The organism is Shimia thalassica, from assembly GCF_001458215.1.
Taxonomy (GTDB): Bacteria; Pseudomonadota; Alphaproteobacteria; order Rhodobacterales; family Rhodobacteraceae; genus Shimia; species Shimia thalassica.
In genome coordinates, this window is the sequence record NZ_CYTW01000006.1 from 194,440 (window position 1) to 219,422 (window position 24,983).

25 protein-coding genes and 1 tRNA gene are annotated in these 24,983 nt (G+C 55.0%); 16 read left to right on the forward strand and 10 right to left on the reverse strand.

Features of this window, described 5'->3' with window-relative positions; all coding sequences use genetic code 11:
• Positions 1–107: 107 nt before the first annotated feature.
• Positions 108–1,307, forward strand: a complete 1,200-nt coding sequence (locus PH7735_RS18845) for a hydantoinase/carbamoylase family amidase (protein WP_199535009.1) — start codon at positions 108–110, stop codon at positions 1,305–1,307.
• On the opposite strand, the gene PH7735_RS20430 is transcribed toward PH7735_RS18845, so the two are convergent.
• On the reverse strand, positions 1,297–1,545 hold the full coding sequence (locus tag PH7735_RS20430) for a WGR domain-containing protein (RefSeq protein WP_082645323.1): 249 nt from the start codon (positions 1,543–1,545) through the stop codon (positions 1,297–1,299). The genes PH7735_RS18845 and PH7735_RS20430 overlap by 11 nt on opposite strands.
• A gap of 56 nt (positions 1,546–1,601) precedes the next feature.
• Complete coding sequence (locus tag PH7735_RS18850) at positions 1,602–1,883, reverse strand: DUF1330 domain-containing protein (protein WP_058312974.1); 282 nt, start codon at positions 1,881–1,883, stop codon at positions 1,602–1,604.
• A gap of 98 nt (positions 1,884–1,981) precedes the next feature.
• Between PH7735_RS18850 and PH7735_RS18855 the strand changes: the two genes are divergently transcribed.
• Positions 1,982–2,854: a LysR family transcriptional regulator gene (locus PH7735_RS18855; protein ID WP_058313020.1), complete on the forward strand. Its 873-nt coding sequence runs from the start codon at positions 1,982–1,984 to the stop codon at positions 2,852–2,854.
• Positions 2,855–2,914: 60 nt separating this feature from the next.
• Here the strand turns inward: PH7735_RS18855 and PH7735_RS18860 are convergent, their stop codons facing one another.
• The 3 genes from PH7735_RS18860 to PH7735_RS18870 all read right to left on the reverse strand — a co-directional run bounded on the left by PH7735_RS18860 (position 2,915) and on the right by PH7735_RS18870 (position 6,022).
• On the reverse strand, positions 2,915–3,313 hold the full coding sequence (locus PH7735_RS18860; protein WP_058312975.1) for an MAPEG family protein: 399 nt from the start codon (positions 3,311–3,313) through the stop codon (positions 2,915–2,917).
• Between the two features lie 92 nt (positions 3,314–3,405).
• Complete coding sequence (locus PH7735_RS18865) at positions 3,406–4,110, reverse strand: response regulator transcription factor (RefSeq protein WP_058312976.1); 705 nt, start codon at positions 4,108–4,110, stop codon at positions 3,406–3,408.
• A 4-nt stretch (positions 4,111–4,114) separates the two neighbouring features.
• On the reverse strand, positions 4,115–6,022 hold the full coding sequence (locus PH7735_RS18870; RefSeq protein ID WP_058312977.1) for a hybrid sensor histidine kinase/response regulator: 1,908 nt from the start codon (positions 6,020–6,022) through the stop codon (positions 4,115–4,117).
• A 197-nt stretch (positions 6,023–6,219) separates the two neighbouring features.
• Between PH7735_RS18870 and PH7735_RS18875 the strand changes: the two genes are divergently transcribed.
• From PH7735_RS18875 to PH7735_RS18920, 10 genes are all read left to right on the forward strand, one after another.
• The gene (locus PH7735_RS18875; protein WP_058312978.1) at positions 6,220–8,190 is read left to right on the forward strand and encodes an AMP-binding protein; all 1,971 of its coding nucleotides are present in this window, start codon (positions 6,220–6,222) and stop codon (positions 8,188–8,190) included.
• Entirely contained in the window at positions 8,187–9,002 is an 816-nt protein-coding gene (locus tag PH7735_RS18880) for an ABC transporter ATP-binding protein (RefSeq protein ID WP_058312979.1), read from the forward strand. Before PH7735_RS18875 ends, PH7735_RS18880 begins: the two co-directional genes overlap by 4 nt.
• A 41-nt stretch (positions 9,003–9,043) precedes the next feature.
• Positions 9,044–10,048 carry a branched-chain amino acid ABC transporter permease gene (locus tag PH7735_RS18885; protein WP_058312980.1) on the forward strand — a complete coding sequence of 335 codons (1,005 nt, stop codon included), beginning with the start codon at positions 9,044–9,046 and terminating at the stop codon, positions 10,046–10,048.
• Positions 10,049–10,052: 4 nt separating this feature from the next.
• Complete coding sequence (locus PH7735_RS18890) at positions 10,053–10,307, forward strand: hypothetical protein (protein ID WP_058312981.1); 255 nt, start codon at positions 10,053–10,055, stop codon at positions 10,305–10,307.
• 5 nt (positions 10,308–10,312) lie between these two features.
• Entirely contained in the window at positions 10,313–11,389 is a 1,077-nt protein-coding gene (locus tag PH7735_RS18895; protein WP_058312982.1) for a branched-chain amino acid ABC transporter permease, read from the forward strand.
• An 87-nt stretch (positions 11,390–11,476) separates the two neighbouring features.
• Positions 11,477–12,763: an ABC transporter substrate-binding protein gene (locus PH7735_RS18900; protein WP_058312983.1), complete on the forward strand. Its 1,287-nt coding sequence runs from the start codon at positions 11,477–11,479 to the stop codon at positions 12,761–12,763.
• A 71-nt stretch (positions 12,764–12,834) separates the two neighbouring features.
• Positions 12,835–13,659 carry an ABC transporter ATP-binding protein gene (locus tag PH7735_RS18905; protein WP_058312984.1) on the forward strand — a complete coding sequence of 275 codons (825 nt, stop codon included), beginning with the start codon at positions 12,835–12,837 and terminating at the stop codon, positions 13,657–13,659.
• A gap of 167 nt (positions 13,660–13,826) precedes the next feature.
• Entirely contained in the window at positions 13,827–15,047 is a 1,221-nt protein-coding gene (locus tag PH7735_RS18910) for a phenylacetate--CoA ligase family protein (RefSeq protein WP_058312985.1), read from the forward strand.
• A gap of 203 nt (positions 15,048–15,250) precedes the next feature.
• On the forward strand, positions 15,251–16,324 hold the full coding sequence (gene cysK / locus PH7735_RS18915) for a cysteine synthase A (RefSeq protein ID WP_058312986.1): 1,074 nt from the start codon (positions 15,251–15,253) through the stop codon (positions 16,322–16,324).
• 102 nt (positions 16,325–16,426) lie between these two features.
• Positions 16,427–16,966, forward strand: a complete 540-nt coding sequence (locus tag PH7735_RS18920) for a GNAT family N-acetyltransferase (RefSeq protein ID WP_058312987.1) — start codon at positions 16,427–16,429, stop codon at positions 16,964–16,966.
• A 125-nt stretch (positions 16,967–17,091) separates the two neighbouring features.
• Here the strand turns inward: PH7735_RS18920 and ykgO are convergent, their stop codons facing one another.
• Both ykgO and PH7735_RS18930 read right to left on the reverse strand, forming a co-directional pair.
• Entirely contained in the window at positions 17,092–17,217 is a 126-nt protein-coding gene (gene ykgO / locus PH7735_RS18925) for a type B 50S ribosomal protein L36 (RefSeq protein ID WP_012177066.1), read from the reverse strand.
• A gap of 70 nt (positions 17,218–17,287) precedes the next feature.
• Positions 17,288–17,362 (reverse strand) — tRNA-Val (locus PH7735_RS18930).
• 154 nt (positions 17,363–17,516) lie between these two features.
• Between PH7735_RS18930 and PH7735_RS18935 the strand changes: the two genes are divergently transcribed.
• Positions 17,517–18,377, forward strand: coding sequence for an N-formylglutamate amidohydrolase (locus tag PH7735_RS18935; RefSeq protein ID WP_058312988.1), 861 nt, complete (start codon positions 17,517–17,519; stop codon positions 18,375–18,377).
• A gap of 1 nt (position 18,378) precedes the next feature.
• Here PH7735_RS18935 and PH7735_RS18940 read toward each other — a convergent pair whose 3' ends face one another.
• Positions 18,379–19,632: a DNA polymerase IV gene (locus tag PH7735_RS18940; protein ID WP_058312989.1), complete on the reverse strand. Its 1,254-nt coding sequence runs from the start codon at positions 19,630–19,632 to the stop codon at positions 18,379–18,381.
• Positions 19,633–19,665: 33 nt separating this feature from the next.
• Here PH7735_RS18940 and PH7735_RS18945 point away from each other — a divergent pair, with 33 nt between their 5' ends.
• Positions 19,666–20,100 carry an NUDIX hydrolase gene (locus PH7735_RS18945; protein ID WP_058312990.1) on the forward strand — a complete coding sequence of 145 codons (435 nt, stop codon included), beginning with the start codon at positions 19,666–19,668 and terminating at the stop codon, positions 20,098–20,100.
• Positions 20,101–20,181: 81 nt separating this feature from the next.
• Here PH7735_RS18945 and pyrF read toward each other — a convergent pair whose 3' ends face one another.
• Positions 20,182–20,877, reverse strand: coding sequence for an orotidine-5'-phosphate decarboxylase (pyrF, locus tag PH7735_RS18950; protein ID WP_058312991.1), 696 nt, complete (start codon positions 20,875–20,877; stop codon positions 20,182–20,184).
• A gap of 109 nt (positions 20,878–20,986) precedes the next feature.
• Positions 20,987–21,268, reverse strand: coding sequence for a hypothetical protein (locus PH7735_RS18955; RefSeq protein WP_058312992.1), 282 nt, complete (start codon positions 21,266–21,268; stop codon positions 20,987–20,989).
• Between the two features lie 209 nt (positions 21,269–21,477).
• Between PH7735_RS18955 and clpB the strand changes: the two genes are divergently transcribed.
• Positions 21,478–24,093, forward strand: coding sequence for an ATP-dependent chaperone ClpB (gene clpB / locus PH7735_RS18960; RefSeq protein WP_058312993.1), 2,616 nt, complete (start codon positions 21,478–21,480; stop codon positions 24,091–24,093).
• 330 nt (positions 24,094–24,423) lie between these two features.
• Positions 24,424–24,672, forward strand: coding sequence for a hypothetical protein (locus PH7735_RS20635; protein ID WP_145865374.1), 249 nt, complete (start codon positions 24,424–24,426; stop codon positions 24,670–24,672).
• The last annotated feature ends 311 nt before the right edge of the window (positions 24,673–24,983 follow it).

Sequence of the window (24,983 nt, forward strand, 5' to 3'; positions counted from 1 at the left end):
TCAAAAGGCGGCTACGGTACATCGTGGTCGCCCTTTTTGGTGTTGATCTGCGCATCATCTGCCCAGAGTATCTTTTGAAATAATGAGGACGAAAAAAGATGGCCCGTTTGCCCGTAAATCCTGAAAGGTTCCTCTCGGACCTGCATACATTGCGCACCTTCGGGGCCTCTGGTGTGGGAAAAGGCGTGATCCGGCCTGCCTTTTCGGATGCGGATATCGCTGCGCGGGAATGGCTGATGGCGCAATTGCGCGACGTCGGATTGCAAGTGCATGTTGACCCGATGGGATCTGTTTGGGGGTTGGCACAAGGGCCCAGCCTTTTGCTCGGGTCCCACACGGACACCCAACCCGAGGGTGGATGGCTTGACGGGGCACTCGGGGTGATTGCGGCGCTGGAAATCGCGCGAGCCGCCCAAGAGGCTGGCGGCCCCGCCGTTTCGGTCGTGTCTTTTCAGGACGAGGAAGGACGCTTTGGCGTGACTACCGGCAGCACGGTCTGGTCCGGCGCCCTGTCATTGGACAAAGCAGACCGCTTGAGCGATCGGGACGGGGTGCCTCTGTCGCAGGCTCGGGCGCGGATGGCACATTTGACCGATGACTTTGTCGATCCAAACCGGTTCACCGGCTTTATCGAAATGCACATCGAACAAGGGCCATGGCTGGATCAAGCGGGGCAGGGGATCGGTGTTGTGACCGACATCGTGGGTATTCGCGACATGCGCATTACTTTCGAGGGCGAGCAAAACCACGCCGGAACGACCCCGATGCATCTTCGCAAAGATGCTTTTCAGGCGCTGTCGGCCTTCAATGAACGTTTGAACGCCGCATTTGATGAACTCGTGACGCCATCAACGGTTTGGACGATTGGCCATGTTTCATTACATCCCAATGCTTCGTCTATTGTCCCGGGCAGCGTCACGTTTTCCATGCAATGGAGAGATTCAGAAACCTCACGTCTGGAACAAATGGAAACGGTTGTTCGAGAAACGGCAGCAGCCGTCGCAACGGACATTGGCGTGACCTGTTCGTTTGGCCCGATACTGGGATTGGCGCCGGTCGCCATGAACGCACGGTTGAAACAGGCGCTTCGCGACAGTGCAGCCGAAATCGTACCAGATCTTTGGCGCGAGATGCCGTCAGGCGCGCTACATGACGCGACAAATGTTGCAGCGCATATGCCGGTTGCAATGCTGTTTGTGCCGTCAATTGGCGGAATCAGCCATGCGTTTGAAGAGGATACAAACGAAAGTGATCTGGTGAATGGTCTTGCCGTTCTGGCGGGGGCCGTGACCCGCCTTACGAATTAGCAAGCATCCGGTCGGCGCGGCTGTATCCACGTTTAAGCGCCCTATTGCGCAAACGGTCGGCTGCGACGGATGCTTCTCGAAGATTGCCGTAGATATCGACCTGCGATTGGCCTTGGCCGCCAGCATATCCCCACTCTCTCAGAACAGAGATTTCTTCGAACAGGTTGTATGCGATTTCAACGCGATAGAACCTTGGGCGGGTCGCCCGGGTTCGTCGATATAGAATGCAAACAGCCATACAGAAACCCTATTGCACCGTGATTCGCGGCGCAATAGGGCGATTGTGAATTTCGTTTAGCCCAACAAAACAATGTCGGAACGGCCCGCACCGCGCCTTAGGGCATGCACATCAGCAAGGTCCGGATCATTGATCCACGCTTCGGCATGTGCACGATCCGGAAACGAGAGAATGGCCGCAACGTTGGGAAGATCCGGCGCGCCATCCAAGGGCATGGGTTCGCCGCTGGCCTGTTCAACCTTGCCGCCATGCCGCGCAAGGGCGGGGCCAGCAAGAGGGCGGTATTCTTCCAATGCTGACGGGTTGGTCACGGTCAGTTTTGCGTATGCATAGATCATCTAGGGTCTCCTTTGTTCGCTTTCAAAGCCAAATCTAATTTGTATTCAGTATGGCGAAAACGCGTGATTGTGCTCAGGCGATATGCAATTTTGCATGTATGAATGTTGATTGGGATGACTTGAAAGCGGTTCTGCATGTGGTGCGCAAAGGAACTCTTGCGGCGGCGGCAACCGAACTGGGTGTGAATTACACCACTGTCGCGCGCCGTCTTGCGCGCGCCGAGCGGGCTTTGGGAACGGTGCTGTTTGATCGGCTGGCGGACGGATACCGGCCGGTTGAGGCTGCGTTGGTTGTGGCGCGCCATGCCTCCGAAATGGAGACGCAAAGTCTTGCCGTGATACGCGGCATTGCCGGTCGGGATGCGCGATTGTCGGGTAAGCTGACCGTGACTGCGCCGCAGCTTTTGGTTGGACCACATCTGACGGAAGTCATCCGCACGTTTTCCCAGACACATCCCGAAGTGGATCTTCATTTACGCGCCAGCAATGATCTTGCCGATCTATCCCGACGCGAAGCAGACCTTGCCATCCGGATCAGCCGCACGCCCGGTGACGCCCTCAAAGGTCTTCGGCTGTCGGATCAACATTCCGCCAGCTTTGCCTCGCCGGGTTGGGCCGAGCAAATCAAGAATACGCCCGAGCGCACAATTGATTGGGTGGTGTATGACGCATTGGGCACGCCACCCAAAGGGTTGGACCCGCGGTTTCAAAACAATCGGGTTGTCATGACATGCGATGATATGACGGCAATGGTGGGTGCGGCTCAGGCGGGGCTCGGGGTTGTGCGGATGCCCGTGTTTTTGGGGCGCGCGACGCCCGGACTGGTTCAGGTTCCGGTTCTGCCCGCACAGCCGTATGCCGAAATTTGGGTCGTGGCGCACGCAGATGTCTGGGCCTCTGCCAAGGTGGCCGCGTTCAGAGAGGTGTTGGTGCCTTATTTCAAGCGCAACCGCGCTGTCTTTACCTCATAAAAAGGCCCCCACAGCCATGAAGGTCTGCGGGGGCAGCGGGAGTGAACCCTGTATTCAGTTTCAGATCACGCCAAGAAGGTTCAGCCCAAGCCCAAAGCTCGAGAGAAAGGCGACACAAAAGGCGAGTGTTCGAAGCACGATCAGGCCCAGAACATAAATGATGTAATGTGCAAGAATGCCGGCGAAAAACGCAAAGGCCAACGTCCCGGCGAGGGCGTCATTCGGCATCTTTATCATGGTGAGTATTGCGAGGGGCACATAGACGACAAAGGCCTCGACGGCGACGATATGTGCCCGCTTTGCGCGTTGTGCCCAAGCGGATTGTGGTATCGCCTCGGTGCTGTAGTTCGCCAAAGCACCGAACAGGCCGCGGACCATTATGCGATCAAGGATATAGGGGAGCCATGCAATCGAAAGCCACATCGCACTGAGCACCGTATAGAATTCAAGATCCGTCATGAAATCCTCTCCTCAGGAGCAGGATAACACAATATCGCTCTAAAGCCTACATTTTGTGCCTATTGTATGGTGCGACCTATATCTAGGGTGTCTCAACCCCAGCTGACATCGCCAAGAAAAATGTAACCGGCGCCGTATATCGTTTTGATTAGGCGTGGGTTTTTCGGGTCTTCCTTCAATTTGGTGCGCAGGCGGGAAATCCGCACATCCATCGCCCGATCAAAGCTTTCTCCTGCAGCGCCGCCAAGAGTTTCCTGCATATGAGAGCGACTGATCAGGCGTTTCGGGCTTTCCAGAAACAACCGCAGAACTTCCCCTTCTGCGTGGCTGAAAGTGGTTTCTGCACCGCTGTCGTCTTCCAAAACATAGCGGTCAAAGAACGCCGTCCAGCCATTGAACCGCGCTGTGTTGCTGCTGGTTTGGGCGACAGGGCGGTCTTTTCGCAGGCGGGCGCGGACCCGCGCGACCACTTCGGTGGGGTCAAAGGGTTTGATAATATAGTCATCCGCCCCAAGTTCGAGACCGGTGATGCGGTCCTGTACCTGAGCGCGCCCTGAAATGATGATGACAGACGCCCCTTGTTCAAGGGCCAGACGGTGCACAAGGGTCAGCCCGTCTTTGTCTGGCAAGCCAAGATCGACAAGGCACACGTCAGGGGTTGTGGACTTCAATGCGGCTTCGAATTCCGTCGCCCGTCCAAAGCCCATGGTGCGAAACCCGGCATCCTCTAGAGCGTCCGCCAGCATCGAGCGGATTTCAGGTTCGTCATCCAGAATAGTAACCAGTGGGGCAGTCATGGCATCACCTTGTGTGCAAAAAGGCGTAAAGCTGTTCGACGTCAAATGGTTTTGACAGGACCGGAGCTCGGGCCGCGCCTTCGATATAGAGTGGATGGGTCTGAGGCAATGATGTCATGAGAAAAGATGGCGTGCCATCCGTGCGCAATGACTTGATCAGATCGACACCGGTTGCATCCCCTTCCAGAGAGATATCTGAAAGGACCATCGATATTTCCGAAACGCTGGCCAACAGCGCGTGCGCCTCTTCTACGCTGGCCGCTTCTATTACCGTGTGTTCCATGTCGATGAGCATATCACGGATCAGACCCCGCAAGTCCGGGTTATCCTCGACCAACAGAACAAGTCCGGGTGCCTGCTGGGTTTGGGCACGCCGCAAGGGCAATCGCAGGGTGACGCTGCCTCCGACATCGGTGTTTCCCAAGCGAACCTCGCCACCGGCAAGTTTGGTAACGTCGTACACCATAGCCAGCCCCAAACCCGAGCCGTCGCCACCCTTGGTGGTAAAGAAGGGATCCAGCGCGCGTTTGAGCGCCTCTTCAGAAAACCCCGTGCCAGTGTCAGTCACACGCAGTTGGAGCCATGTGTCATGCACCATTTCTGTTGTGATGGTGATTGCGCCCTGTCCGGAACAGGCATCGCGGGCGTTCAGGATGAGGTTCACAAGTGAATCCTGCAACATGCCGGGGTCGGCAAGGATCGGCACGTCGGGGATATTGTTTTGGATGGTCAGCGATATGTCCGGCGGAAGTGTCGGGTTCGCAAGAGTCTGAAGGTCGGCAAGAAACACATCCATATTCACGGGCTGCATTTCCGGTGCGCGGTGGCCCGTCATATCGGCAATCCGGTTCAGCAACGTACCGCCCCGACGCGACGCGGCAACGGTCGCTTCGACAAGTTCACGGGCTTCGGGAACCATCTCCATGCGCTGTAACTTGGATTGCATGCCAAGAATGATCGTCAGAAGGTTTGAGAAGTCATGCGCAAGACCGCTGGTCATTTGCGCCGCGATCTCGCGTCTGCGAGTTTGCTGCAGGGCCACGCGGGTCTGGGTTTCCTCGGTTACATCCATCGACAGGATATAAACACCCCGCGCCGGTCCGACGCCCCCGTCGGGTGTAAAGGCAACCCGGATACGACGGGTGCTGAGGTGGTCATTGAATTCGAAAACCGATGCCTTGCCATGGAATGCCGCCTCGAGGTGCGGCTCAATCGCAAGGTAGGCGGACTCGCCCAAGGCATTGCGGATGTGTTGCCCGACAATGTTTGACGGACGGCCCGGCATGACGGCCGTCAGCCGTCTGTTGGAATAGGTGTAATGGCTGTCCGGCCCCACGTGCGCAATGTGCGCAGGCATCATTTCTGCGGTTAGGCGCATGCGGGCTTCGGAATCGGTCAGTTGCCGCTTGGCTTCTTCCAAGGCGTTTACCGTCGATTCAAGCTGCCGGTTGGTGGCGGAGAGCTCTTCTGCGTATTGAAGCAGTTGATCCGACAACTCTTCCGAGCGCGTTCGCAGCAACTGTTCCTGCCGTTTTGTGCTGGTGATGTCCGTATACACCGCGACCCAGCCGCCCTCGGGCAGGGGGGATCCTTCGACGCTGATCCAGCGGCCATTGGACATCAACCGTTCAAGATAATGCTGCTCAAACGCCAACGCCTGATCGACACGCCCCTGAACAAAGGCATCGATATCCTCGATGTCCCCGTATTCGCCGCGAATTGCGAGAAATTTGATGGTTTCGCCAAAGTCTGCGCCGGGAACGTTGAATTCTCTCGGCAGCTTGAACATGTCATGGAACCGTTTGTTGGCCAGAACCAGTTTCAGATCGCTGTCATAGATTGTCAGCGCTTGTTGGATCAGGTTCAAACCAGCAATTGTCATTGACTGAGCGGTGGCTGAATTTGCCTCCATATCGGCGTCCTCCCTCTTCATGGCTAGCACCGCATGTGGAGGTCGGAAAGCAAGAAATACATGCTGTTACAATTCGTAAGAATTGGGAAATGTTCAGGAAAAAGTTGACGCACAGTGTGAAACACGCACCTTATGAGGTGAGGGAATCGTTTCGACGGTTTTGGCCCGTGGAGGCGGGCTCTAGGGAGGATAAAAATTTGGGACAGTCGTCACAGGCGACCGGAGGACTCGTGTCCGTTCCGGCGCTTTTGCAACGTAACGCGACTCTGTACGCAGAGAAAGCCGCGTATCGTGAGAAAGAATTCGGGATCTGGCAATCCTGGACATGGGCCGAGACCGAGAAAGAGGTCGAGGCCTTGGCGCTTGGGCTCATCAACCTTGGTGTCAACGAAGGCGACTTTATCGCCATTATTGGCCGCAACCGCCCGTACTTCTATCAATCCATGGTCGCCGTTCAGTCGGTAGGTGCCGTGCCTGTGCCTGTTTACAATGACAGCGCCGCAGAAGAGATGGAGTACATTCTTGGTCACTGTGGTGCGCGTTTCGCCATCGTAGAAGATCAGGAACAGGTCGATAAGATCATCGATATCCAAGAGCATCTGCATCAGTTCGAGCACATGATCTATATCGATCCACGTGGCATGCGGAAGTATGACCACCATTCGCTGCACCAGTACAGCCACGTACAGGATCAAGGCCGCGCAGCGTATGATGAATTCATCACGGACCTGCAGGCGCGCCGCGAAAAGCTCGACTATGACAGCACCTGTGTGATGTTGTACACGTCAGGTACAACCGGTCGCCCCAAAGGCGTGGTTCTGTCGAACCGCAACATCATCGAATCCGCAAAGAACGCGTCAGAGTTCGACACGCTGACCGCAGACGAAGAAATCTTGTCCTACCTGCCAATGGCATGGGTTGGTGATTTCATCTTCTCGGTTGGTCAGGCTTATTGGTGTGGGTTCTGCGTGAACTGTCCGGAATCTCCGGAAACGATGATGACCGACCTTCGCGAGATTGGCCCAACGTATTTCTTTGCGCCCCCACGCGTATTTGAAACCCAGTTGACCAGCGTCATGATCCGCATGGAAGATGCGAGCAAATTCAAGCGCAAGATGTTCCAACGCTATATGGCGCATGCCAAGAAAGTCGGCGGTGACATTCTTGACGGTAAACCCGTCAGCGCGATGGATCGCCTGAAGTACAAGTTGGGCAACTTCTTCGTTTACGGGCCTCTCAAAGATACTTTGGGATTGGGTCGTGTGCGTGTAGGCTATACCGCGGGTGAAGCAATCGGACCGGAAATCTTTGATTTCTATCGTTCGCTCGGCATCAACCTGAAACAGCTTTATGGTCAGACAGAAGCCACCGTATTTATTACGGTGCAGCCGGACGGCGAAGTGCGCGCGGACACCGTTGGTGTGCCTGCACCGGATGTGGAAATCAAGATCGCTGACAATGGCGAGATTTTCTATCGCTCGCCGGGCACATTTGTCGAATATTACAAAAACCCGGAATCGACGGCCTCTACAAAGGATGCCGAAGGTTGGGTTGCAACGGGCGACGCTGGTTTCTTTGAAGAGAAGTCCGGTCACCTGCGTATCATCGACCGCGCCAAAGATGTTGGCAAAATGGCCGATGGTAGCATGTTCGCGCCAAAGTACGTCGAGAACAAACTCAAGTTCTATCCCGATATTCTTGAGGTTGTTCTGTTCGGCAATGGCAAAGACCGCTGTGTTGCCTTTATCAATATCGACCTGACTGCTGTCGGTAACTGGGCCGAGCGTAACAACATCGCTTATGCGTCCTATCAGGAACTTGCCGGTCACCCGCGTGTTCTGGACACCATTCAGGAACATGTGGAAACCGTGAACAAATCGGTCGCCGAAGACCCGATGTTGTCCGGTTGTCAGGTGCATCGCTTCCTGGTTCTGCACAAAGAACTGGATGCGGATGACGGCGAAATGACCCGCACCCGCAAAGTGCGTCGTGTTGTGGTTGCAGACAAATTCAAAGATCTGGTGGACGCTCTTTATGACGGATCGAGCGAAGTCTCGACTGTCACCGAAGTCACCTATGAAGACGGCCGCAAGGGCAGCATCAGCGCGACGCTGGAACTGCGCGACGCTGCTGTTGTGTCCACCGCCAACAAGGTAGCCGCAGAATGAGTACGCAGGAAAGCTACGTCACTGATGACGGTCGCACGATCGGCCCGACTGTGATGGAAATGAAAAACATCACACTGCGCTTTGGCGGTGTGAAAGCAATCACCGACATCTCGTTCGACATCCGCGAAGGTGAAATTCGGGCCATTATTGGACCGAACGGAGCAGGTAAATCGTCGATGCTTAACGTGATTTCAGGCTTCTACGTCCCTCAAGAGGGTGAAGTTTGGTACAAAGGCAAAAAACGCCCCCCAATGCGCCCCTATCAGGTCGCAGAGCAGGGCATTGCCCGGACGTTCCAGAACATCGCGCTGTTTGAAGGCATGACCGTTCTCGATAACGTCATGACAGGCCGTCTTCGCAAGATGAATGCGAGTCTGATCTCGCAAGCAATCTGGAGAGGGAAAGCCGAAAAGGAAGAGATCGAAAACCGCGAAGCCGTGGAAAAGATCATCGACTTCCTTGAGATCCAGGCCATCCGTAAAACACCGGTCGGGCGCCTGCCTTATGGTCTGAAGAAACGTGTCGAACTTGCACGTGCTTTGGCTGCAGAGCCTTCGATCCTGCTTCTGGACGAACCTATGGCCGGCATGAACGTCGAAGAGAAAGAGGACATGTCCCGCTTTATTCTCGACATGAATGACGAATTTGGCACCACGATTGCCCTGATCGAACACGACATGGGCGTTGTTATGGATCTTTCGGACCGTGTTGTCGTGATGGATTACGGTAAAAAAATCGGCGACGGCACACCAGACGAAGTGCGCAACAACCAGGCGGTTATCGACGCCTATCTGGGGGTGGCACATGACTAATCAATTCTTTGAAACCAAAGTGAAAACCGGAGGCGTAACCGATGCCTGAACAACTCGTATTTGCTATGGAGGTGTTCCTGAACGGCCTGATGGCGGGCGTGCTTTACGCACTTGTCGCGCTTGGCTTCGTTCTGATCTACAAGGCCTCTGGTATCTTCAACTTTGCGCAAGGTGTTATGGCGCTGTTCGCGGCGATGACGCTGGTGGGCATTCAAAAAGGACAGGTTCCGTTCTCGCATTTGATTAATGCGGTTCTGGGCACCCACATCCACCACTTTGGATGGCATGTTCATTCCCTTCTGGCGATCTTGCTCACCGTTGGGGTGATGATTTTCCTGGCTTGGGCCGTGCAGAAGTTCGTGTTCCGCCATCTGGTCGGACAAGAACCGATCATCCTGTTCATGGCAACCATCGGTCTGGCCTATTTCCTCGAAGGGTTCGCGGACCTGATGTGGGGTTCCGAGATCAAGACGCTTGATGTCTGCCTGACGGCCAACGCCTGTTTGCCGCAGGGGATCAACCTCGCGATCGACGAAGCCACCTACAACTGGTTCGGCTACGGCTTCTTTATCGACAACCTCGATATTACCGCGACCATCGTTGCGATCATCCTTGTGTCGGCTCTGGTTATCTTCAGCCAGTACACCAAACAAGGTCGCGCCATGCGTGCGGTTGCAGATGATCACCAGGCTGCGCTGTCGGTTGGTATTTCACTGAACTTTATCTGGGTTCTCGTGTGGTCGGTTGCCGGGTTCGTGGCACTGGTTGCAGGCATCATGTGGGGCGCCAAATCCGGCGTTCAGTTCTCGCTGTCTCTTATCGCGCTCAAGGCGTTGCCCGTGCTGATGCTGGGTGGGTTCACATCCATCCCCGGTGCCATCGTGGGTGGCCTGATCATCGGTGTCGGCGAGAAGATGTTTGAATTCCTGATCGGCCCGATGGTCGGCGGTGCGACTGAAAACTGGTTCGCCTATGTTCTGGCGCTGGTCTTCCTCGTGTTCCGTCCGCAAGGCCTGTTCGGCGAAAAAATCATCGAGAGGGTGTAAAGGTATGACAAAAGTGATCGCCATTCTGAATGTTATCGCATGGTCGGGTTTCTGGGCTTTTGGTTATATCGCCATATCCTCGGACTCTCTTTCAGATGGACAGCTGATGGTGGCGTCACTTCTTGCCTTTGCAGGTCTTATTACCGGTCTCTTTGCTTATCTGAAACTCGTGCGTGCTGCCGAGGCCAGCGGATATGCAAAAAAGTCCAATCAACTTGACGCAGCTGCGCGCGAAAATGCGCACGCTCAAGGGAGCTAAACAATATGTTCTATCGTGAAGCGGGCGATTTCAAAACGTCCTACGCCACCGACAACCAGACCTTCCCGATCAAATTTGATCGTCTTGGGTACTTTACAGTTATGGCAGTGGCATTTCTTGTCATTCCGTTCATCATCAACGACTACTGGGCGAACGCCATTTTCCTGCCGTTCCTGATCTATGCCATCGCGGCATTGGGTCTGAACATTCTGGTTGGATACTGTGGACAGGTTTCGCTGGGTACAGGTGGTTTCATGGCAGTGGGCGCCTATGCCTGCTATAAACTGATGACCAGCATGCCAGAGGTGAATATCTTTTTTCACGTCCTCATCTCGGGCGGCATCACGGGCCTTGTCTGCGTGATCTTTGGTTTGCCTTCGTTGCGGATCAAAGGCTTCTACCTCGCTGTGGCGACGCTTGCGGCCCAGTTCTTTCTGGTGTGGCTGTTTAACCGGGTGCCATGGTTCTATAACTACTCGGCATCAGGTCAGATCAACGCGCCCGAGCGCACAGTATTCGGAATTCCGGTCACCGGTCCAAATACCGAAGCGTGGGCAACCTATCTGTTCTGTCTTGTGTTCGTTGTGGTCAGCGCCCTTATCGCACGCAACCTGACCCGCGGGATGGCCGGTCGTAAGTGGATGGCCATCCGTGACATGGACATCGCCGCAGAAATCATCGGCGTGAACCCGTTGAAAGCCAAGATCAGCGCCTTTGCCGTCTCGGGTTTCTTTGTAGGTGTCTCTGGCGCTCTGTTCTTCTCGGTCTATCTCGGCGCGGTTGAAGTGGGCGAAGCTTTCGGCATCAACAAATCATTCCTGGTCCTGTTCATGATCATCATTGGCGGTCTGGGATCGATCTTTGGCTCATTCGCCGGCGCTGCATTTCTGGTTCTGTTGCCGGTCGTCTTGAAAGTTGTCGGCGTGGACTGGTTGGGTTGGCCCACAGATATCGTCGCACACTTGCAGCTTGTGATTGTGGGCGGATTGATCATTCTATTTTTGATCCTCGAACCACACGGGCTTGCTCAGTTGTGGCGTGTGACAAAACAAAAACTACGGCTGTGGCCCTTCCCGCACTAAGGCGGGGCCAAAGCTAACTTATTCCCGTCAGGCCAGGAGGAGGCCTTGGGAAACCAACATCGGAAAAACCAAGGGAGGATTAACCCGATGAAGAAAACACTAGCAACAGCGGCACTGACCGCATTGATGGCAGCTGGCCCCGTTATGGCGGACCTGGTATTCCCATCGCTCAGCTATCGCACCGGCCCTTATGCTGCTGGCGGGATCCCCTTCGCAGACGGTTATGCAGACTATTTCACTCTGCTGAACGAGCGTGATGGCGGCATCGGCGGCGTAAAGACAAAGCTGCTGGAATGTGAGACCGGCTATAACACCGAGAAAGGTGTTGAATGCTACGAGTCGACCAAAGGTGAAGGCGCACTTGTCTATCAACCGCTGTCGACTGGTATCACCTATCAGCTGATCCCGAAAACCACTGCTGACGATATCCCGATGCACACCATGGGTTATGGCCGTACATCGGCAGCCAACGGTGACGTGTTCAGCCACACCTTCAACTATCCCGGTACATACTGGAATGGTGCCTCGGGTGCGGTGAACTATCTGCTGGAAATCAACGACGGTGACATCAAGGGCAAGAAAATCGCTCTGGTCTATCACAACTCTGCTTACGGCAAAGAGCCTATCCGTACACTGGAAGAGCTGTCCAAAAAGCACGGTTTCGAGCTGAGCTTGCTGCCTGTTGACCACCCCGGTCAGGAGCAGAAATCGCAGTGGCTGCAAATCCGTCGCGAGAAGCCTGACAATGTCCTGATGTGGGGCTGGGGCGTGATGAACCAGGTTGCCATTCAGGAAGCTGCGAACATCCGTTTCCCAATGGAAAACTTCATCGGCATCTGGTGGTCAGGTGCAGAGCATGACGTGATGCCAGCGGGCGCCAAAGCAAACGGCTATAAAGCTTTGACATTCCACAACGTGGGCCGTGACTTCCCTGTGTTCGCCGACATGCAAAAGTATGTTGTTGATGCGGGTAAAGCTGCCGGTGCCGGCGACCAAATCGGTAACGTTCTTTACAACCGTGGTATGTATGCAGCGATGCTTGCAGCAGAAGCTGCCAAGACCGCTCAGGAAATCCACGGTACCAAAGACATCACTGCATCCATGATGCGTGACGGTATGGAAGCGCTTTCGATCACCGAAGAAAAGATGGCTTCCCTCGGAATGCCGAACTTTGGTCCGTCGTTTGAAGTGTCGTGCGAAAACCACGGTGGTCCAGGTCTTGTTGGCGTAACCCAGTGGGATGCCGAAAACAAAACTTGGTCGCTGATCTCGGACTTCAAAGCAACCGACATGGAAGTGATCGGTGCATTGATCGAAGCAGATTCGACTTCGTATGCCAAAGAAAACAACATCGCGTCGAACTGTAACAAGTAAGCCGCTGTAATGTTCCCGGCCGGATTTCGGTCTGGCCGGGGCAACTCCAACCGTTAAGAAAGAGTTTTCACATGCTCGACGCTGGTCGCACAGAAGAGACCCTGCTTGAGGTCAACAACATTGAGGTGATCTACAATCACGTGATCCTCGTTCTGAAAGGGGTAAGCCTTTCGGTACCTAAAGGCGGTATCACGGCGCTGCTTGGTGGGAACGGTGCTGGTAAAACGACGACACTCAAGGCCATTTCCAGCCTCCTGCAATCCGAGCGAGGCGATGTCACCAAGGGTAGTATCGAATACCGTGGCAAAAACATTCAAGGCCGGGACCCTGCAGATCTGGTGAAGCAGGGCGTGATTCAGGTGATGGAAGGCCGTCACTGTTTCGAACACCTGACCGTTGAAGAAAACCTGCTGACCGGAGCCTACACGCGCTCGGACGGCGGAGCAAGAATTCAGCAAGATCTGGACATGGTGTATACCTATTTCCCACGTCTGAAAGAACGCCGCAAATCCCAGGCCGGATATACATCTGGTGGTGAGCAGCAAATGGTTGCCATGGGCCGCGCATTGATGTCGCGTCCGGAAACCATTCTTCTGGACGAACCTTCGATGGGTCTTGCGCCGCAATTGGTTGAAGAGATTTTCACCATTGTGAAAAACCTGAATGAACAGGAAGGCGTGACTTTCCTTCTTGCCGAACAGAACACCAACGTGGCCCTGCGTTTTGCGAACTATGGCTACATTCTGGAAAGTGGTCGCATCGTGATGGACGGCCCTGCGGCAGAGCTGCGTGAAAATCCGGACGTGAAAGAATTTTACCTCGGCATGTCCGATGACGGTCGAAAATCTTTCCGCGACGTGCGGTCGTATCGCCGCCGCAAGCGTTGGCTGAGCTAAGCCTGCACCAATCCGCGCGGGGTGCCACCTAATACAGCCCGCACAGGTCTTGCATAAGATCACAAAGACAGTGGGGCAGGGCGGAATCGTCCTGCCATCAGGGAAGCTACGCCCGAAGGCAATGATTGGCCCAAAGCCTTGGCGAGTTCAGAATAAAGGATGGCACGATGAGCCAGTATTTCGACGAACTGGAAACACGGACGGCAGACGCCCGCGCTGCAGATCTTGCCAAGGCGCTGCCCGAACAGATCGCACGGGCCAAATCGCTCGCTGGATATTCCGAAACATTTGCAGATGTTGATCCTTCCTCGATCACATCGGCGGCGGATCTGGTCAAGCTACCAGTATTGCGCAAATCAGATTTGGGCAAAGCACAGGCTGCAAATCCTCCTCTTGGCGGTTTCAACGCCATACCGGTCAGTGACTTTGCCCATATTTTTCAATCGCCCGGTCCAATCTATGAACCCGGCAACACCAGCCATGACTGGTGGTGCATGGGGCGCGCAATGCATGCCGCGGGATTCGGCGCTGATGACATCGTTCAAAACTGCTTTGCGTATCATCTGACGCCAGCGGGTATGATTTTTGAAAATGCGGCCAAGGCTGTTGGCGCTGCGGTTGTACCTGCCGGCATTGGTCAAACCGAACTTCAGGTTCAGGCCGCCGCCGCTATCGGTGTTACGGCCTATGCGGGCACGCCCGATTACCTCAAGATCATCCTCGACAAGGCTGATGAAATGGGCGTGACGCTCAACATCACGAAAGCGGCTGTTGGGGGCGGTGCTCTGTTCCCGAGCCTGCGTCAGGAGTATGCGGATCGGGGCATTACATGCCTTCAGTCTTATGCGACAGCAGATTTGGGCAACATCGCTTACGAAAGTGCTTCGATGGAAGGCATGATCGTGGACGAAAGTGTCATCGTCGAAATCGTTACGCCCGGCACCGGCCTGCCTGTTGCAGAGGGTGAAGTGGGCGAAGTCGTGGTCACGACACTTAATCCTGATTATCCGCTGATCCGGTTTGCCACAGGCGACCTCTCTGCTGTTCTGGCGGGACAAAGCCCCTGTGGTCGGACCAACATGCGCATCAAGGGCTGGATGGGACGTGCCGATCAAACCGCCAAGATCAAAGGGATGTTTGTGCGCCCCGAACAGGTTGCGGCACTGGTCGCCAAACACGATGAAATTGCCAAGGCCCGTGTTATCGCAACACGCTCTGGCGAGATGGATGTGATGACGGTTCAGATCGAAGCCGAGAATGGCGATGCGGATGTATACGCCAAATCTGTGGCTGAAACTCTCAAACTCAAAGGGCAGGTCGAGATTGTAGCGCCCGACAGTTTGCCCAAGGACGGAATCGTTATCGAGGATCAGCGCAAGTACGACTGATCCGGTCAAATTTACTTCCCCTACCACTGGGCGCAGACCGCCGCTGATCCTTATTCGGCAATGCGGTTTGCGCCTTTTTTCTGCTTGGTGCGTTTTCTTTGGAAGACCTTCCTTGTCTGCGGGTGCCCCATTTCGCCAGTGCGCAAAACATGGTTCATTTGAAGAACACGTTTTTGAGTTACCCCGCACAAAGGGAAGAGATCATGACAATCAGACAAACCAATGGCCGTGGACGCCGTTTTGACAGCGTTCTGGATACCGTAGGTGACACACCTGTTATCCGGCTGAACCGGATCGCGCCGGATCACGTAAACATTTTCGTCAAGATGGAAGCGGCAAACCCTGCGGGCTCTGTCAAAGACCGGCTTGCCCTGAATATCATCGAAGCTGCCGAACGCGATGGCCGGTTGAAACCGGGTCAAACCGTGGTCGAGGCGACCTCGGGCAACACCGGCATCGGATTGGCGATGGTCTGTGCCGCCAAGGGGTATCCTTTGGTCATCACCATGTCAGAGGCCTTTTCTGTCGAACGCCGCCGGTTGATGCGGTTCTTTGGTGCCAAAGTTGTGCTGACTCCAAAAGCCGAAAAGGCATTTGGCATGTATCAGAAAGCCATTGAGCTGGCCGACAAGAATGGGTGGTTTCTTGCCAGCCAGTTCGAGACCCCGGACAACGCTGACATCCATGAAAACACGACGGCGCGCGAAATCCTTGCTGATTTCGAAGGTGAATCGCTGGACTATTGGGTCACTGGTTATGGCACCGGAGGCACGGTAGCCGGCGTTTCGCGGGTTTTGCGCGATCAAAGCCCTGAAACCAAGATCATCCTTGCCGAGCCCTCTAACGCGGCGCTTGTGTCTTCGGGTGAGGTGAACCCGCGAAATGACGCCCATCAGGCCACAGAAGGCCACCCAGCGTTTCAGGCACACCCTGTACAGGGCTGGACCCCTGACTTTGTGCCTTTTGTCCTGCAAGAGGCGCTGGACAAAGGATACTACGACAGCCTGCTCAAGATCAACGGACCAGACGGAATTGCGTGGTCGCGCCGCTTGGCTGCTGAGGAAGGTATCTTTGTCGGCATTTCCGCCGGGGCGACACTCGCTGCGGCGATGGATGTGGCCAAAGATGCACCCGAGGGGTCAAATATCCTCGTGATGCTGCCAGACACAGGAGAGCGATATCTGTCGACACCTTTGTTTGAGGGCGTCGCAGAGGACATGAGTGACGAAGAGCGCGACATTTCCCGCTCGACCCCGGGTCAGCAGATGGCGGAGTAACGCTTCTTAAATGCCAAGCAACAAAGCCGTGTGACGGCTTTGTTGCCCCAGACGGGTTTGTTAGGGTGCGCGCACCGCAGTTGCCTGTCAAAGAGATTCGAAATGAAGTTTTCGTCCGGATTTATTTCCCGCACCCAAGAAATTTCAGACCTGTTTGAAAACACGTTTGCAACCTCTGAAGGCCCTGAAGAGGGGGCCTTGATCGCGGATTTTGTGCGGAACCTGATGTCCGGTTCCGCCAAGGAAGATCTGTACTGCTTTACCGCGCTGGAAGGGCCCGAGATCGTGGGTGGCATCTTTTTGTCACGGCTCACCTATGCGCAGGAGGACCGTCAGGTCTTTATTCTGTCGCCCGTTGCGGTCACGCCGGCATGGCAAGGTAAAGGCGTCGGACAGCAGCTCATTTCATTTGGATTAAGTGAGTTGAGGCAAAACGGGATCGACTTTGTCACGACCTATGGTGACCCTGCGTTTTATTCCCGAGTGGGGTTTCGCCAAATCTCGGAGGAGTTTGCGCAGGCCCCCCTTGCGCTGTCGCAACCCGAAGGTTGGTTGGGCCAGTCACTTACAGCAAACAGCATGGACCCGATTTCAGGGCCTTGCACGTGCGTCCCGGCACTGAACAATCCTGACCTCTGGTAGGCGAGAGCCTGCGGCGTTGGATAGAGCGTCGACGAGTCGTTTCACGCACCTGCTAAGGACGACACGCCCAAAAGCAAAAGGCCGCCCCGAAGGACGGCCTTAAAAATATCGCCAACTGTCGGGGCTTAACCCTGACGAGCCTTGAAGCGGCGTTGAGTCTTGTTGATGACATAAACGCGGCCCTTGCGGCGCACAACACGGCAGTCGCGGTGACGCTGCTTCAGCGAGCGGAGCGAGTTCTTGACCTTCATGGTCTTCTCCTCAATTAGGCGCGACATGCGCCGGGTTGAACGGGACCCCGTTGCCGGGGCTATGAATGAATGGTGGGCGATACAAGGATCGAACTTGTGACCCCTTCGATGTCAACGAAGTGCTCTACCGCTGAGCTAATCGCCCACTCTGTCCAGTTTGGCTTCTCTGCCCCCCTTTAACAAAAGGGGGCGCGGAAATCCGCGCCGGTAGCGGGGTCTATAAAAGGAGTCGCGCAAAGGTTCAAGGGCTTTTGAACATGATATTTTTCGGGTTATATATTTAGTGGACTGGAGACACCATGCCGAAGACCGCCTTTACTGTTCTAGAGCCTGATTGCAGATCTTCTGCAGTGGTTTTTGCCTCTCCGCACAGTGCTTGCGATTATCCAGAATGGTTCGTCCGGCGCAGCCTTTTAAATGCGCACAGTATCCGAAGCTCGGAAGATGCCTTTGTAGACAGGCTTTTTGAGGCCGCTCCTCTTCATGGGGCCCCTTTCCTGAAAGCTGGCGCCCCGCGTGCCTTTCTGGACTTGAACAGATCAGTAGACGAGCTGGACCCGGCCCTGATCAAGGGGGTGCGCAAGGTGGGGCATAATCCGCGCGTGGCGTCCGGGTTGGGCGTGATCCCCCGTGTGGTTGCCAACGGCAGACCCATTTATAGCGGCAAACTTTCTTTGGAAGAGGCAAACAGACGGATTGATTCGTATTGGCGCCCCTATCATGCGCGCCTACAGCAGCTTTTGAATGAATCGATCGATATGTTTGGACGGGCTGTTCTAATCGATTGCCATTCGATGCCAAACGAAGCTCTTGATAGTATGGCGCATGCGGGACGAACACGCCCTGACATCGTACTCGGGGATCGGTTCGGCGCTTCGAGCGATAGCGAAATCGTGGATTTGATCGAGGACGCGTTTCTTGGCGCAGGTCTGAACATCACCCGTAATACACCTTTTGCGGGGGCGTATGTCACACAGCACTATGGCCGTCCGTCGCGAAAACAACATGCTGTCCAGATCGAGATCAACCGTTCCCTTTATATGGATGAGGCACGAATCGAGCCGCGGTCAGATTTTGCAGAATTCCAAAATCTTCTGGCGACGGTCATTGGCAAAATCGCTGAAATCGGCAGGCCTGGACAAAGGTTGGCTGCCGAATAAGTCAGCGCATCGCACGTCCCTTGAGAATCGCACTGGTGCCGAACTTTTTGCGTATCTCATCCGTGGCGCGTTCGGCTTTGCGGCGTTTGTGCGCTTCCGGATCAAGAAGATCATTCGACAAATCAGCCTGAGTTTCCGCGACCAGATCCGAAAGACCCACACCCAACAGGCGATAAGGGCCCTGATCGCCGACCTGATCAAAAAGACCGCGCGCGGTTTGGTAAATCGAATCGGCCATTTGCGTTGCATCCCGCAAAGCCACGCGTCTGGAGATCAGGCTGTGGTTCGAGCGTTTCAATTTAAGTGTCACGACCCGCCCGGCCTTGGATTTGGCTTTGGCACGGTCTGAGACCTTTTCGGCTAAACGCCACAAGTGACCATCCAGAATGTCGTCGCTGCTGGTGTCTTCATAGAAGGTGGTTTCGTTGCTGATGCTTTTCATCGGAGCATGAGCCGAGACGCGCCGCTTGTCCTGGCCCCGCGCAAGATACCACAGGCGGGTGCCCATAGAGCCGAATCGTTCCGATAGGTCCCGTTCGTCCCAGCGCAGCAAATCAGCAAAAGACCGAATCCCAGCTTTATCAAGGGATGCCTGCGCCGCGGGGCCAATGCCCCAGATCAATCTGACGGGCTTGTCATACAGAAATTCGGCTGTTTCGGCTTTGCCGATAACAGAGAATCCGCGTGGCTTTTCCAGATCAGATGCCACTTTGGCGAGGAATTTGTTGTGGCTCAGACCAATAGACCCCGTAAGACCCAATTCGTCCTTCATGCGTTTGACCAACCTTGCCAGCATCGCGGCGGGCGGTGCCCCATGCAGTTTTGCGGTCCCTGTGAGATCCATGAACGCTTCGTCCAGCGAAAGGGGTTCAACGTCAGGGGTGAGCTCATCCATCATTTTGCGAATGTCCCGCGAAATGTCCGCATAAACGTCCATACGCGGTTTCACCACCACGGCATCCGGACACAGTTTGAGAGCCTGGAACATTGGCATAGCGGACCGCACGCCCCGAATTCTGGCCACGTAACACGCGGTTGAAACCACGCCACGCCTTCCGCCACCAATGATGACGGGTTTGTCGCGGATATCCGGGTTGTCCCGCTTTTCAACGCTGGCGTAAAAGGCGTCGCAATCCATATGTGCGATGGACAGGTCAAACAGTTCCGGGTGATGTTTGACACGCAAGCTGCCACAGGCCGGGCACCGGCCCGGGGCGTCAAAGGTTGTGATGCAATCGCGGCAAAGGGCAGGCATGGTCAGACTGGTATTATCTAAAGGTGGGTCAAGATGAGTGTATCATCTGCGGGCAGAGACGACACTGCCTTTCACGGGGCTAAGATTGCGCTCTTTGTCGGGGCCAAGTTGATTACAATTCTAAGAGACGAAGACCGCGACATCCCCTGGCCGGGTCATTGGGATATGCCGGGGGGTGGTCGAGAGGGGGACGAAACCGGGCTCGCTTGTGTGTTACGTGAAACACAAGAAGAGCTGGGGTTGGTCATTCCCGCGACGACGCCAAACTGGGGAAGGATCTATTGGAAGCGTGGAGTGGCCTTTTGGTTCTTTGCCGCGCATTTGCCCGCCTCAGCAGAAAAGGACATTGTGTTTGGCGCGGAAGGGCAACGGTGGGAACTGATTGATCCGATGTCCTATCTCAAACACCCCAAAGCGATTCCACAGTTCCAGTCGCGCCTTGCCGACTATTTGGCGGGTGCGTCCTGAACGCGTGATGCCGCGTTCAGGACCTTTGATCGCTTTGTAGTTCACACAACATGGGCGTTCGAATGCTGCGCGGTCGTTTTCTTAAAGCGCGGCCAGCTCGTCCACGATGGATTGGGCGGCGGCCCGTGGGTCCTCGGCCTGCCAGATGGGGCGGCCTACGACGATGTGATCCGCGCCGTCTGAAATTGCACTGGCAGGGGTTGCGACACGCTTTTGATCTCCCAACGCGGCGCCTGCGGGGCGCACACCGGGTGTTACGATCAATTTGCCGTTTGCTTCGGGCAGTGCCCGGATAAGCGCGGCTTCTTGTGGCGAAGCAATCACGCCATCAGCGCCTGCATCAAACGCGCGGCCTGCGCGTTCCTGAACAAGATCTCTAATTTCGCCGTCCTTAATCAGGGCCCCATCCAGATCGTTGCGATCAAGCGAGGTCAAAATCGTGACTGCAAGAATTTTGAGGTCTTTTCCCGAAGCCCCCTCTTTGGCGGCTTTGACAACATACGGATCGCCATGAACGGTCAGAAAATCGAGGTCGAATTGCGCAAGCCCGCGCACGGCATTTTCAACCGTTGCGCCAATATCGAAGAGTTTCATGTCGAGGAAAATGCGTTTGCCGTGTTCCTGCTTTAACTCGTTGGCCAAAGCAAGGCCGCCACCGGTCAACATCCCAAGGCCGATTTTGTAAAAGGCAGTAGTGTCGCCCAGTTTTTCGGCCAATTGCAGACCTTGCAAGGCATTGGGCACGTCAAGTGCCACGATCAGACGGTCGTCGGACATAGAGCGATCCTTTTAGAAACAAGCTGTGCCTGTCCTAATCCTCTGCCCCTGTCTGCGCAAGCGACTGTGCGATGTCGCTTGTCGTTAAAGAGATTTGGACAACCGCTGATTAAGCGGCCAGCCCCTCGGGAGCCCCGATCATACGCTTGGCAAACGTGATGACTTCACGGCCACTGCGAAATTCCGGCATACGGCGCAGTTGACGCAGTGCATCGTGAACAAACATCAACCTTTGGCTTTGTGCGGGATGTTCGGCCAAAGCGTCCGCTTTAAGCAGGCAGGTAAAGTGCGTCTGGTTGTTTTGATCCGTGTGGAAGGTGACCTGCGCGACTGAAACGCCGACTGAAGGATCGGTGTGCTGTTGGGACATTTCGATTTCTACGATCTTCATATGAACCTCCTATTTGCTGCTCATTCACAATCAAACCCAAAGAAGTGGGCAAATTGTGGCGGGATTGGAACCAATCAAAGATATCTTTTCTGCGGCACTATCTTGAAATGACACATCGACACTTCCATCTCGTTAATGAGGCCCAAAAAGGGGGCGCGCTGCAGAGCGGGCGTTTCCATCGATAGGGCGCTTATAAGAGGAGAATAACCATGGACTTGAGTAAGTTCACGGAGCGGTCGCGCGGTTTCGTACAATCCGCTCAAACAATTGCCATGCGGGAAAACCACCAGCGCATGGTGCCGGAACACATTCTAAAAGCACTGATGGACGATGAGCAGGGCCTTGCGGCCAATCTTATCACGCGCGCGGGCGGAAACGCCGAACGCGTTCGCGAAGCCGTCGATCTGGCGATGACCAAGATTCCCCAAGTGAGCGGGGACACAGGTCAGCCATATCTCGATAACGCCACAGTCAAAGTTCTGACCGAAGCAGAAAAAATCGCCAAAAAAGCGGGTGATTCTTTTGTACCTGTCGAGCGCATTTTGATGGCGCTTGTTATGGTAAAGTCGAAGGCAAAAGACGCCTTGGATGCGGGATCCGTAAATGCGCAGGCGCTGAACACTGCCATCAATGACATCCGCAAAGGCCGCACCGCAGACAGTGCATCAGCCGAAGAAGGCTATGATGCCCTCAAGAAATATGCGCGTGATCTGACCGAAGCAGCAGAGCAAGGCAAAATTGACCCGATTATTGGTCGGGACGACGAGATTCGCCGCGCGATGCAGGTTCTGAGCCGCCGCACCAAGAACAACCCTGTTCTGATTGGTGAGCCGGGCGTCGGTAAAACGGCGATCGCAGAAGGCATGGCCCTTCGTATCGTCAACGGTGACGTGCCTGAATCTTTACGGAACAAAAAGCTGCTATCGCTGGATATGGGGGCCTTGATTGCAGGCGCCAAATATCGCGGTGAATTCGAAGAACGCCTGAAAGCCGTGCTGACCGAAGTAACCGAGGCCGCCGGCGAGATTATTCTGTTCATCGACGAGATGCACACGCTTGTGGGTGCCGGAAAATCTGATGGCGCAATGGATGCGGCGAACCTGATCAAACCTGCGCTGGCGCGAGGCGAGTTGCATTGTATCGGTGCGACCACGCTGGACGAATACCGCAAGTACGTTGAAAAAGACGCGGCATTGGCCCGCCGTTTTCAGCCCGTTGTCGTAGAAGAGCCGACCGTGGAAGACACGATCTCGATCCTGCGCGGCATCAAGGAAAAGTACGAGCTGCACCACGGTGTCCGTATTTCTGATGCGGCTCTGGTGGCGGCCTCGACGCTGTCGCACCGCTATATCACGGACCGCTTTTTGCCGGACAAGGCCATCGATCTGGTCGATGAGGCCGCGTCTCGCTTGCGTATGGAAGTCGACTCAAAACCGGAAGAACTGGACGCGCTTGATCGTCAAATCTTGCAGATGCAGATTGAAGAAGAAGCGCTGAAGCTTGAAGATGACCAAGCCTCGAAAGACCGCTTGGAAACGCTTCAAAAAGATCTTGCCGATCTTCAGGAGAAATCTTCCGAAATGACTGCCACATGGCAGGCTGGACGCGATAAGTTGGCTTCGGCCCGCGATATCAAAGAACAGCTGGATCAGGCACGTGCGGATCTTGTCATCGCCAAACGCGAGGGCAATCTCGCCAAAGCTGGTGAGCTGTCATACGGCGTGATCCCGGATCTCGAGAAAAAGCTTGCCGAGGCTGAAGAAGTCGGTTCCGACATGACCGTCGAAGAGGCGGTACGCCCCGAGCAGATCGCTTTGGTCGTTGAGCGTTGGACCGGAATTCCGACGTCCAAAATGCTTGAAGGCGAACGTGACAAGCTTTTGCGGATGGAAGATGATCTGCATCGACGTGTGATTGGCCAGAACAAGGCGGTCACGGCCGTTGCGAACGCTGTACGTCGTGCGCGCGCGGGTCTGAACGACGAAAATCGTCCCTTGGGATCGTTCCTGTTCCTCGGACCAACTGGCGTCGGGAAAACCGAGCTGACCAAAGCTGTGGCAGAGTTTCTGTTTGACGATGACAACGCGATGGTGCGCGTTGATATGTCAGAGTTTATGGAGAAGCACTCTGTCGCGCGTCTGATCGGAGCGCCTCCCGGCTATGTCGGGTATGATGAAGGGGGCGTTCTGACCGAAGCGGTTCGGCGCCGTCCGTATCAGGTTGTCTTGTTCGATGAGGTCGAGAAGGCGCATCCGGATGTCTTCAACGTTCTGCTTCAGGTTCTGGACGATGGTGTTCTGACCGACGGTCAGGGTCGCAAGGTGGACTTTAAGCAGACATTGATCATCCTGACGTCAAACCTTGGGGCGCAATCGCTCTCGCAATTGCCAGAAGGCGCGGATGCGGCTGATGCAAGGCGGGATGTCATGGACGCTGTGCGGGCGCACTTCCGCCCAGAGTTCCTGAACCGGCTGGACGAAACGATCATTTTTGATCGACTGGCGCGGGCTGATATGGACGGTATCGTCGATATCCAGCTGTCGCTTTTGAAAAAACGTCTGGCAGGCCGCAAGATCGACTTGGTGCTAGAAGACAGCGCGAAGCAATGGTTGGCCGATGAAGGCTACGACCCTGTTTTCGGCGCACGACCTTTGAAACGCGTGATCCAGCGCGCGTTGCAAAACCCGCTGGCCGAAGCGCTGTTGTCTGGTGACATCAAAGACGGAGAGACCATCCCGATCAGGGCTGGCACCGAGGGTCTGATTATCGGCGATCGCGTCGGCACGTCGGACCGAAACAAGCCAGATGATGCCGTTGTGCATTGATCTTATTTAAAACTCTTTGAGCCCGCCCTTGTGGCGGGCTCTTCCTTTCACGGAATGACACTTATTTGCACTCTTCCTGGAGGTGATGGGAAGTCATTTCTTAGAGACAATAAGTTGAAGTAATTTGTGTTTCTGGCCGCCTGTGCCACAGTCACCAAGGGCACAAGCGAAGATGTTCATTTCGGTTCCCATCCCAGCGGGCTTGACGTCGAAATGTCCCATGGAATGCGTTGCACGACACCTTGCCAACTCAAGGTATCCCGTAAAGAGAGCTTTGTCGCAACGTTCAAACGGGGAAATGACAAGCGAACGATCGTAATCGAAACCCGTATGCGTGGTTCTGGAGGCGCGGCGCTGGCTGGAAACATTCTGGTCGGCGGGATCGTCGGCATCGGTGTAGATGCCGCAACCGGCTCGACTCTCGATCATGTGCCCAATCCGGCTATCGCGGATTTCGGACGCCCGCAATCAGAGCAACTCACCGCAGATGAGTTCGTCCGCCAAGAGCGCGAGAACTACAACACCAAGGTGGAATCAGAAGAAACAAACAAGGCTGAATCTGGCGCAAGAGAAGGTTGAGTTCAGGGCGCCTGGGCTCTTACTGCCGAAGATGCCAATCGAAACTCTCTGCAGCTTCCATCAGAAAAACCCGCCCCCCTCGGGCGGGTTTCTTGCCAAAGTCTTAACGGAAACTTTTGTACCAAACGCACAAACCTCATGCCGTTTCTTGTACAAACACACACTTTTACTCGCTTATGGCTTTGCGAACGACCTCTTCCAGCAACGCCTCGACGTCTTTTATCGGCCTCTCGGATCCAAAAAACCAGATGATGCCGTTGTACACTCACAGTATTTACGAAAATGGCCCGCCAAACAGTCCTGTTTGGCGG

Coding starts and splice junctions, on each gene's coding strand:
- clpB (WP_058312993.1), top strand. CDS start 21,478: ATGGACTTGAGTAAGTTCACGGAGCGGTCGCGCGGTTTCGTACAATCC.
- PH7735_RS18855 (WP_058313020.1), top strand. CDS start 1,982: ATGAATGTTGATTGGGATGACTTGAAAGCGGTTCTGCATGTGGTGCGC.
- PH7735_RS18945 (WP_058312990.1), top strand. CDS start 19,666: ATGAGTGTATCATCTGCGGGCAGAGACGACACTGCCTTTCACGGGGCT.
- PH7735_RS18920 (WP_058312987.1), top strand. CDS start 16,427: ATGAAGTTTTCGTCCGGATTTATTTCCCGCACCCAAGAAATTTCAGAC.
- PH7735_RS18890 (WP_058312981.1), top strand. CDS start 10,053: ATGACAAAAGTGATCGCCATTCTGAATGTTATCGCATGGTCGGGTTTC.
- PH7735_RS20635 (WP_145865374.1), top strand. CDS start 24,424: ATGCGTGGTTCTGGAGGCGCGGCGCTGGCTGGAAACATTCTGGTCGGC.
- PH7735_RS18880 (WP_058312979.1), top strand. CDS start 8,187: ATGAGTACGCAGGAAAGCTACGTCACTGATGACGGTCGCACGATCGGC.
- PH7735_RS18905 (WP_058312984.1), top strand. CDS start 12,835: ATGCTCGACGCTGGTCGCACAGAAGAGACCCTGCTTGAGGTCAACAAC.
- PH7735_RS18955 (WP_058312992.1), bottom strand. CDS start 21,268: ATGAAGATCGTAGAAATCGAAATGTCCCAACAGCACACCGATCCTTCA.
- PH7735_RS18900 (WP_058312983.1), top strand. CDS start 11,477: ATGAAGAAAACACTAGCAACAGCGGCACTGACCGCATTGATGGCAGCT.
- PH7735_RS18885 (WP_058312980.1), top strand. CDS start 9,044: ATGCCTGAACAACTCGTATTTGCTATGGAGGTGTTCCTGAACGGCCTG.
- cysK (WP_058312986.1), top strand. CDS start 15,251: ATGACAATCAGACAAACCAATGGCCGTGGACGCCGTTTTGACAGCGTT.
- PH7735_RS20430 (WP_082645323.1), bottom strand. CDS start 1,545: ATGGCTGTTTGCATTCTATATCGACGAACCCGGGCGACCCGCCCAAGG.
- PH7735_RS18940 (WP_058312989.1), bottom strand. CDS start 19,632: ATGCCTGCCCTTTGCCGCGATTGCATCACAACCTTTGACGCCCCGGGC.
- PH7735_RS18860 (WP_058312975.1), bottom strand. CDS start 3,313: ATGACGGATCTTGAATTCTATACGGTGCTCAGTGCGATGTGGCTTTCG.
- pyrF (WP_058312991.1), bottom strand. CDS start 20,877: ATGTCCGACGACCGTCTGATCGTGGCACTTGACGTGCCCAATGCCTTG.
- PH7735_RS18910 (WP_058312985.1), top strand. CDS start 13,827: ATGAGCCAGTATTTCGACGAACTGGAAACACGGACGGCAGACGCCCGC.
- PH7735_RS18865 (WP_058312976.1), bottom strand. CDS start 4,110: ATGACTGCCCCACTGGTTACTATTCTGGATGACGAACCTGAAATCCGC.
- PH7735_RS18870 (WP_058312977.1), bottom strand. CDS start 6,022: ATGGAGGCAAATTCAGCCACCGCTCAGTCAATGACAATTGCTGGTTTG.
- ykgO (WP_012177066.1), bottom strand. CDS start 17,217: ATGAAGGTCAAGAACTCGCTCCGCTCGCTGAAGCAGCGTCACCGCGAC.
- PH7735_RS18895 (WP_058312982.1), top strand. CDS start 10,313: ATGTTCTATCGTGAAGCGGGCGATTTCAAAACGTCCTACGCCACCGAC.
- PH7735_RS18935 (WP_058312988.1), top strand. CDS start 17,517: ATGCCGAAGACCGCCTTTACTGTTCTAGAGCCTGATTGCAGATCTTCT.
- PH7735_RS18850 (WP_058312974.1), bottom strand. CDS start 1,883: ATGATCTATGCATACGCAAAACTGACCGTGACCAACCCGTCAGCATTG.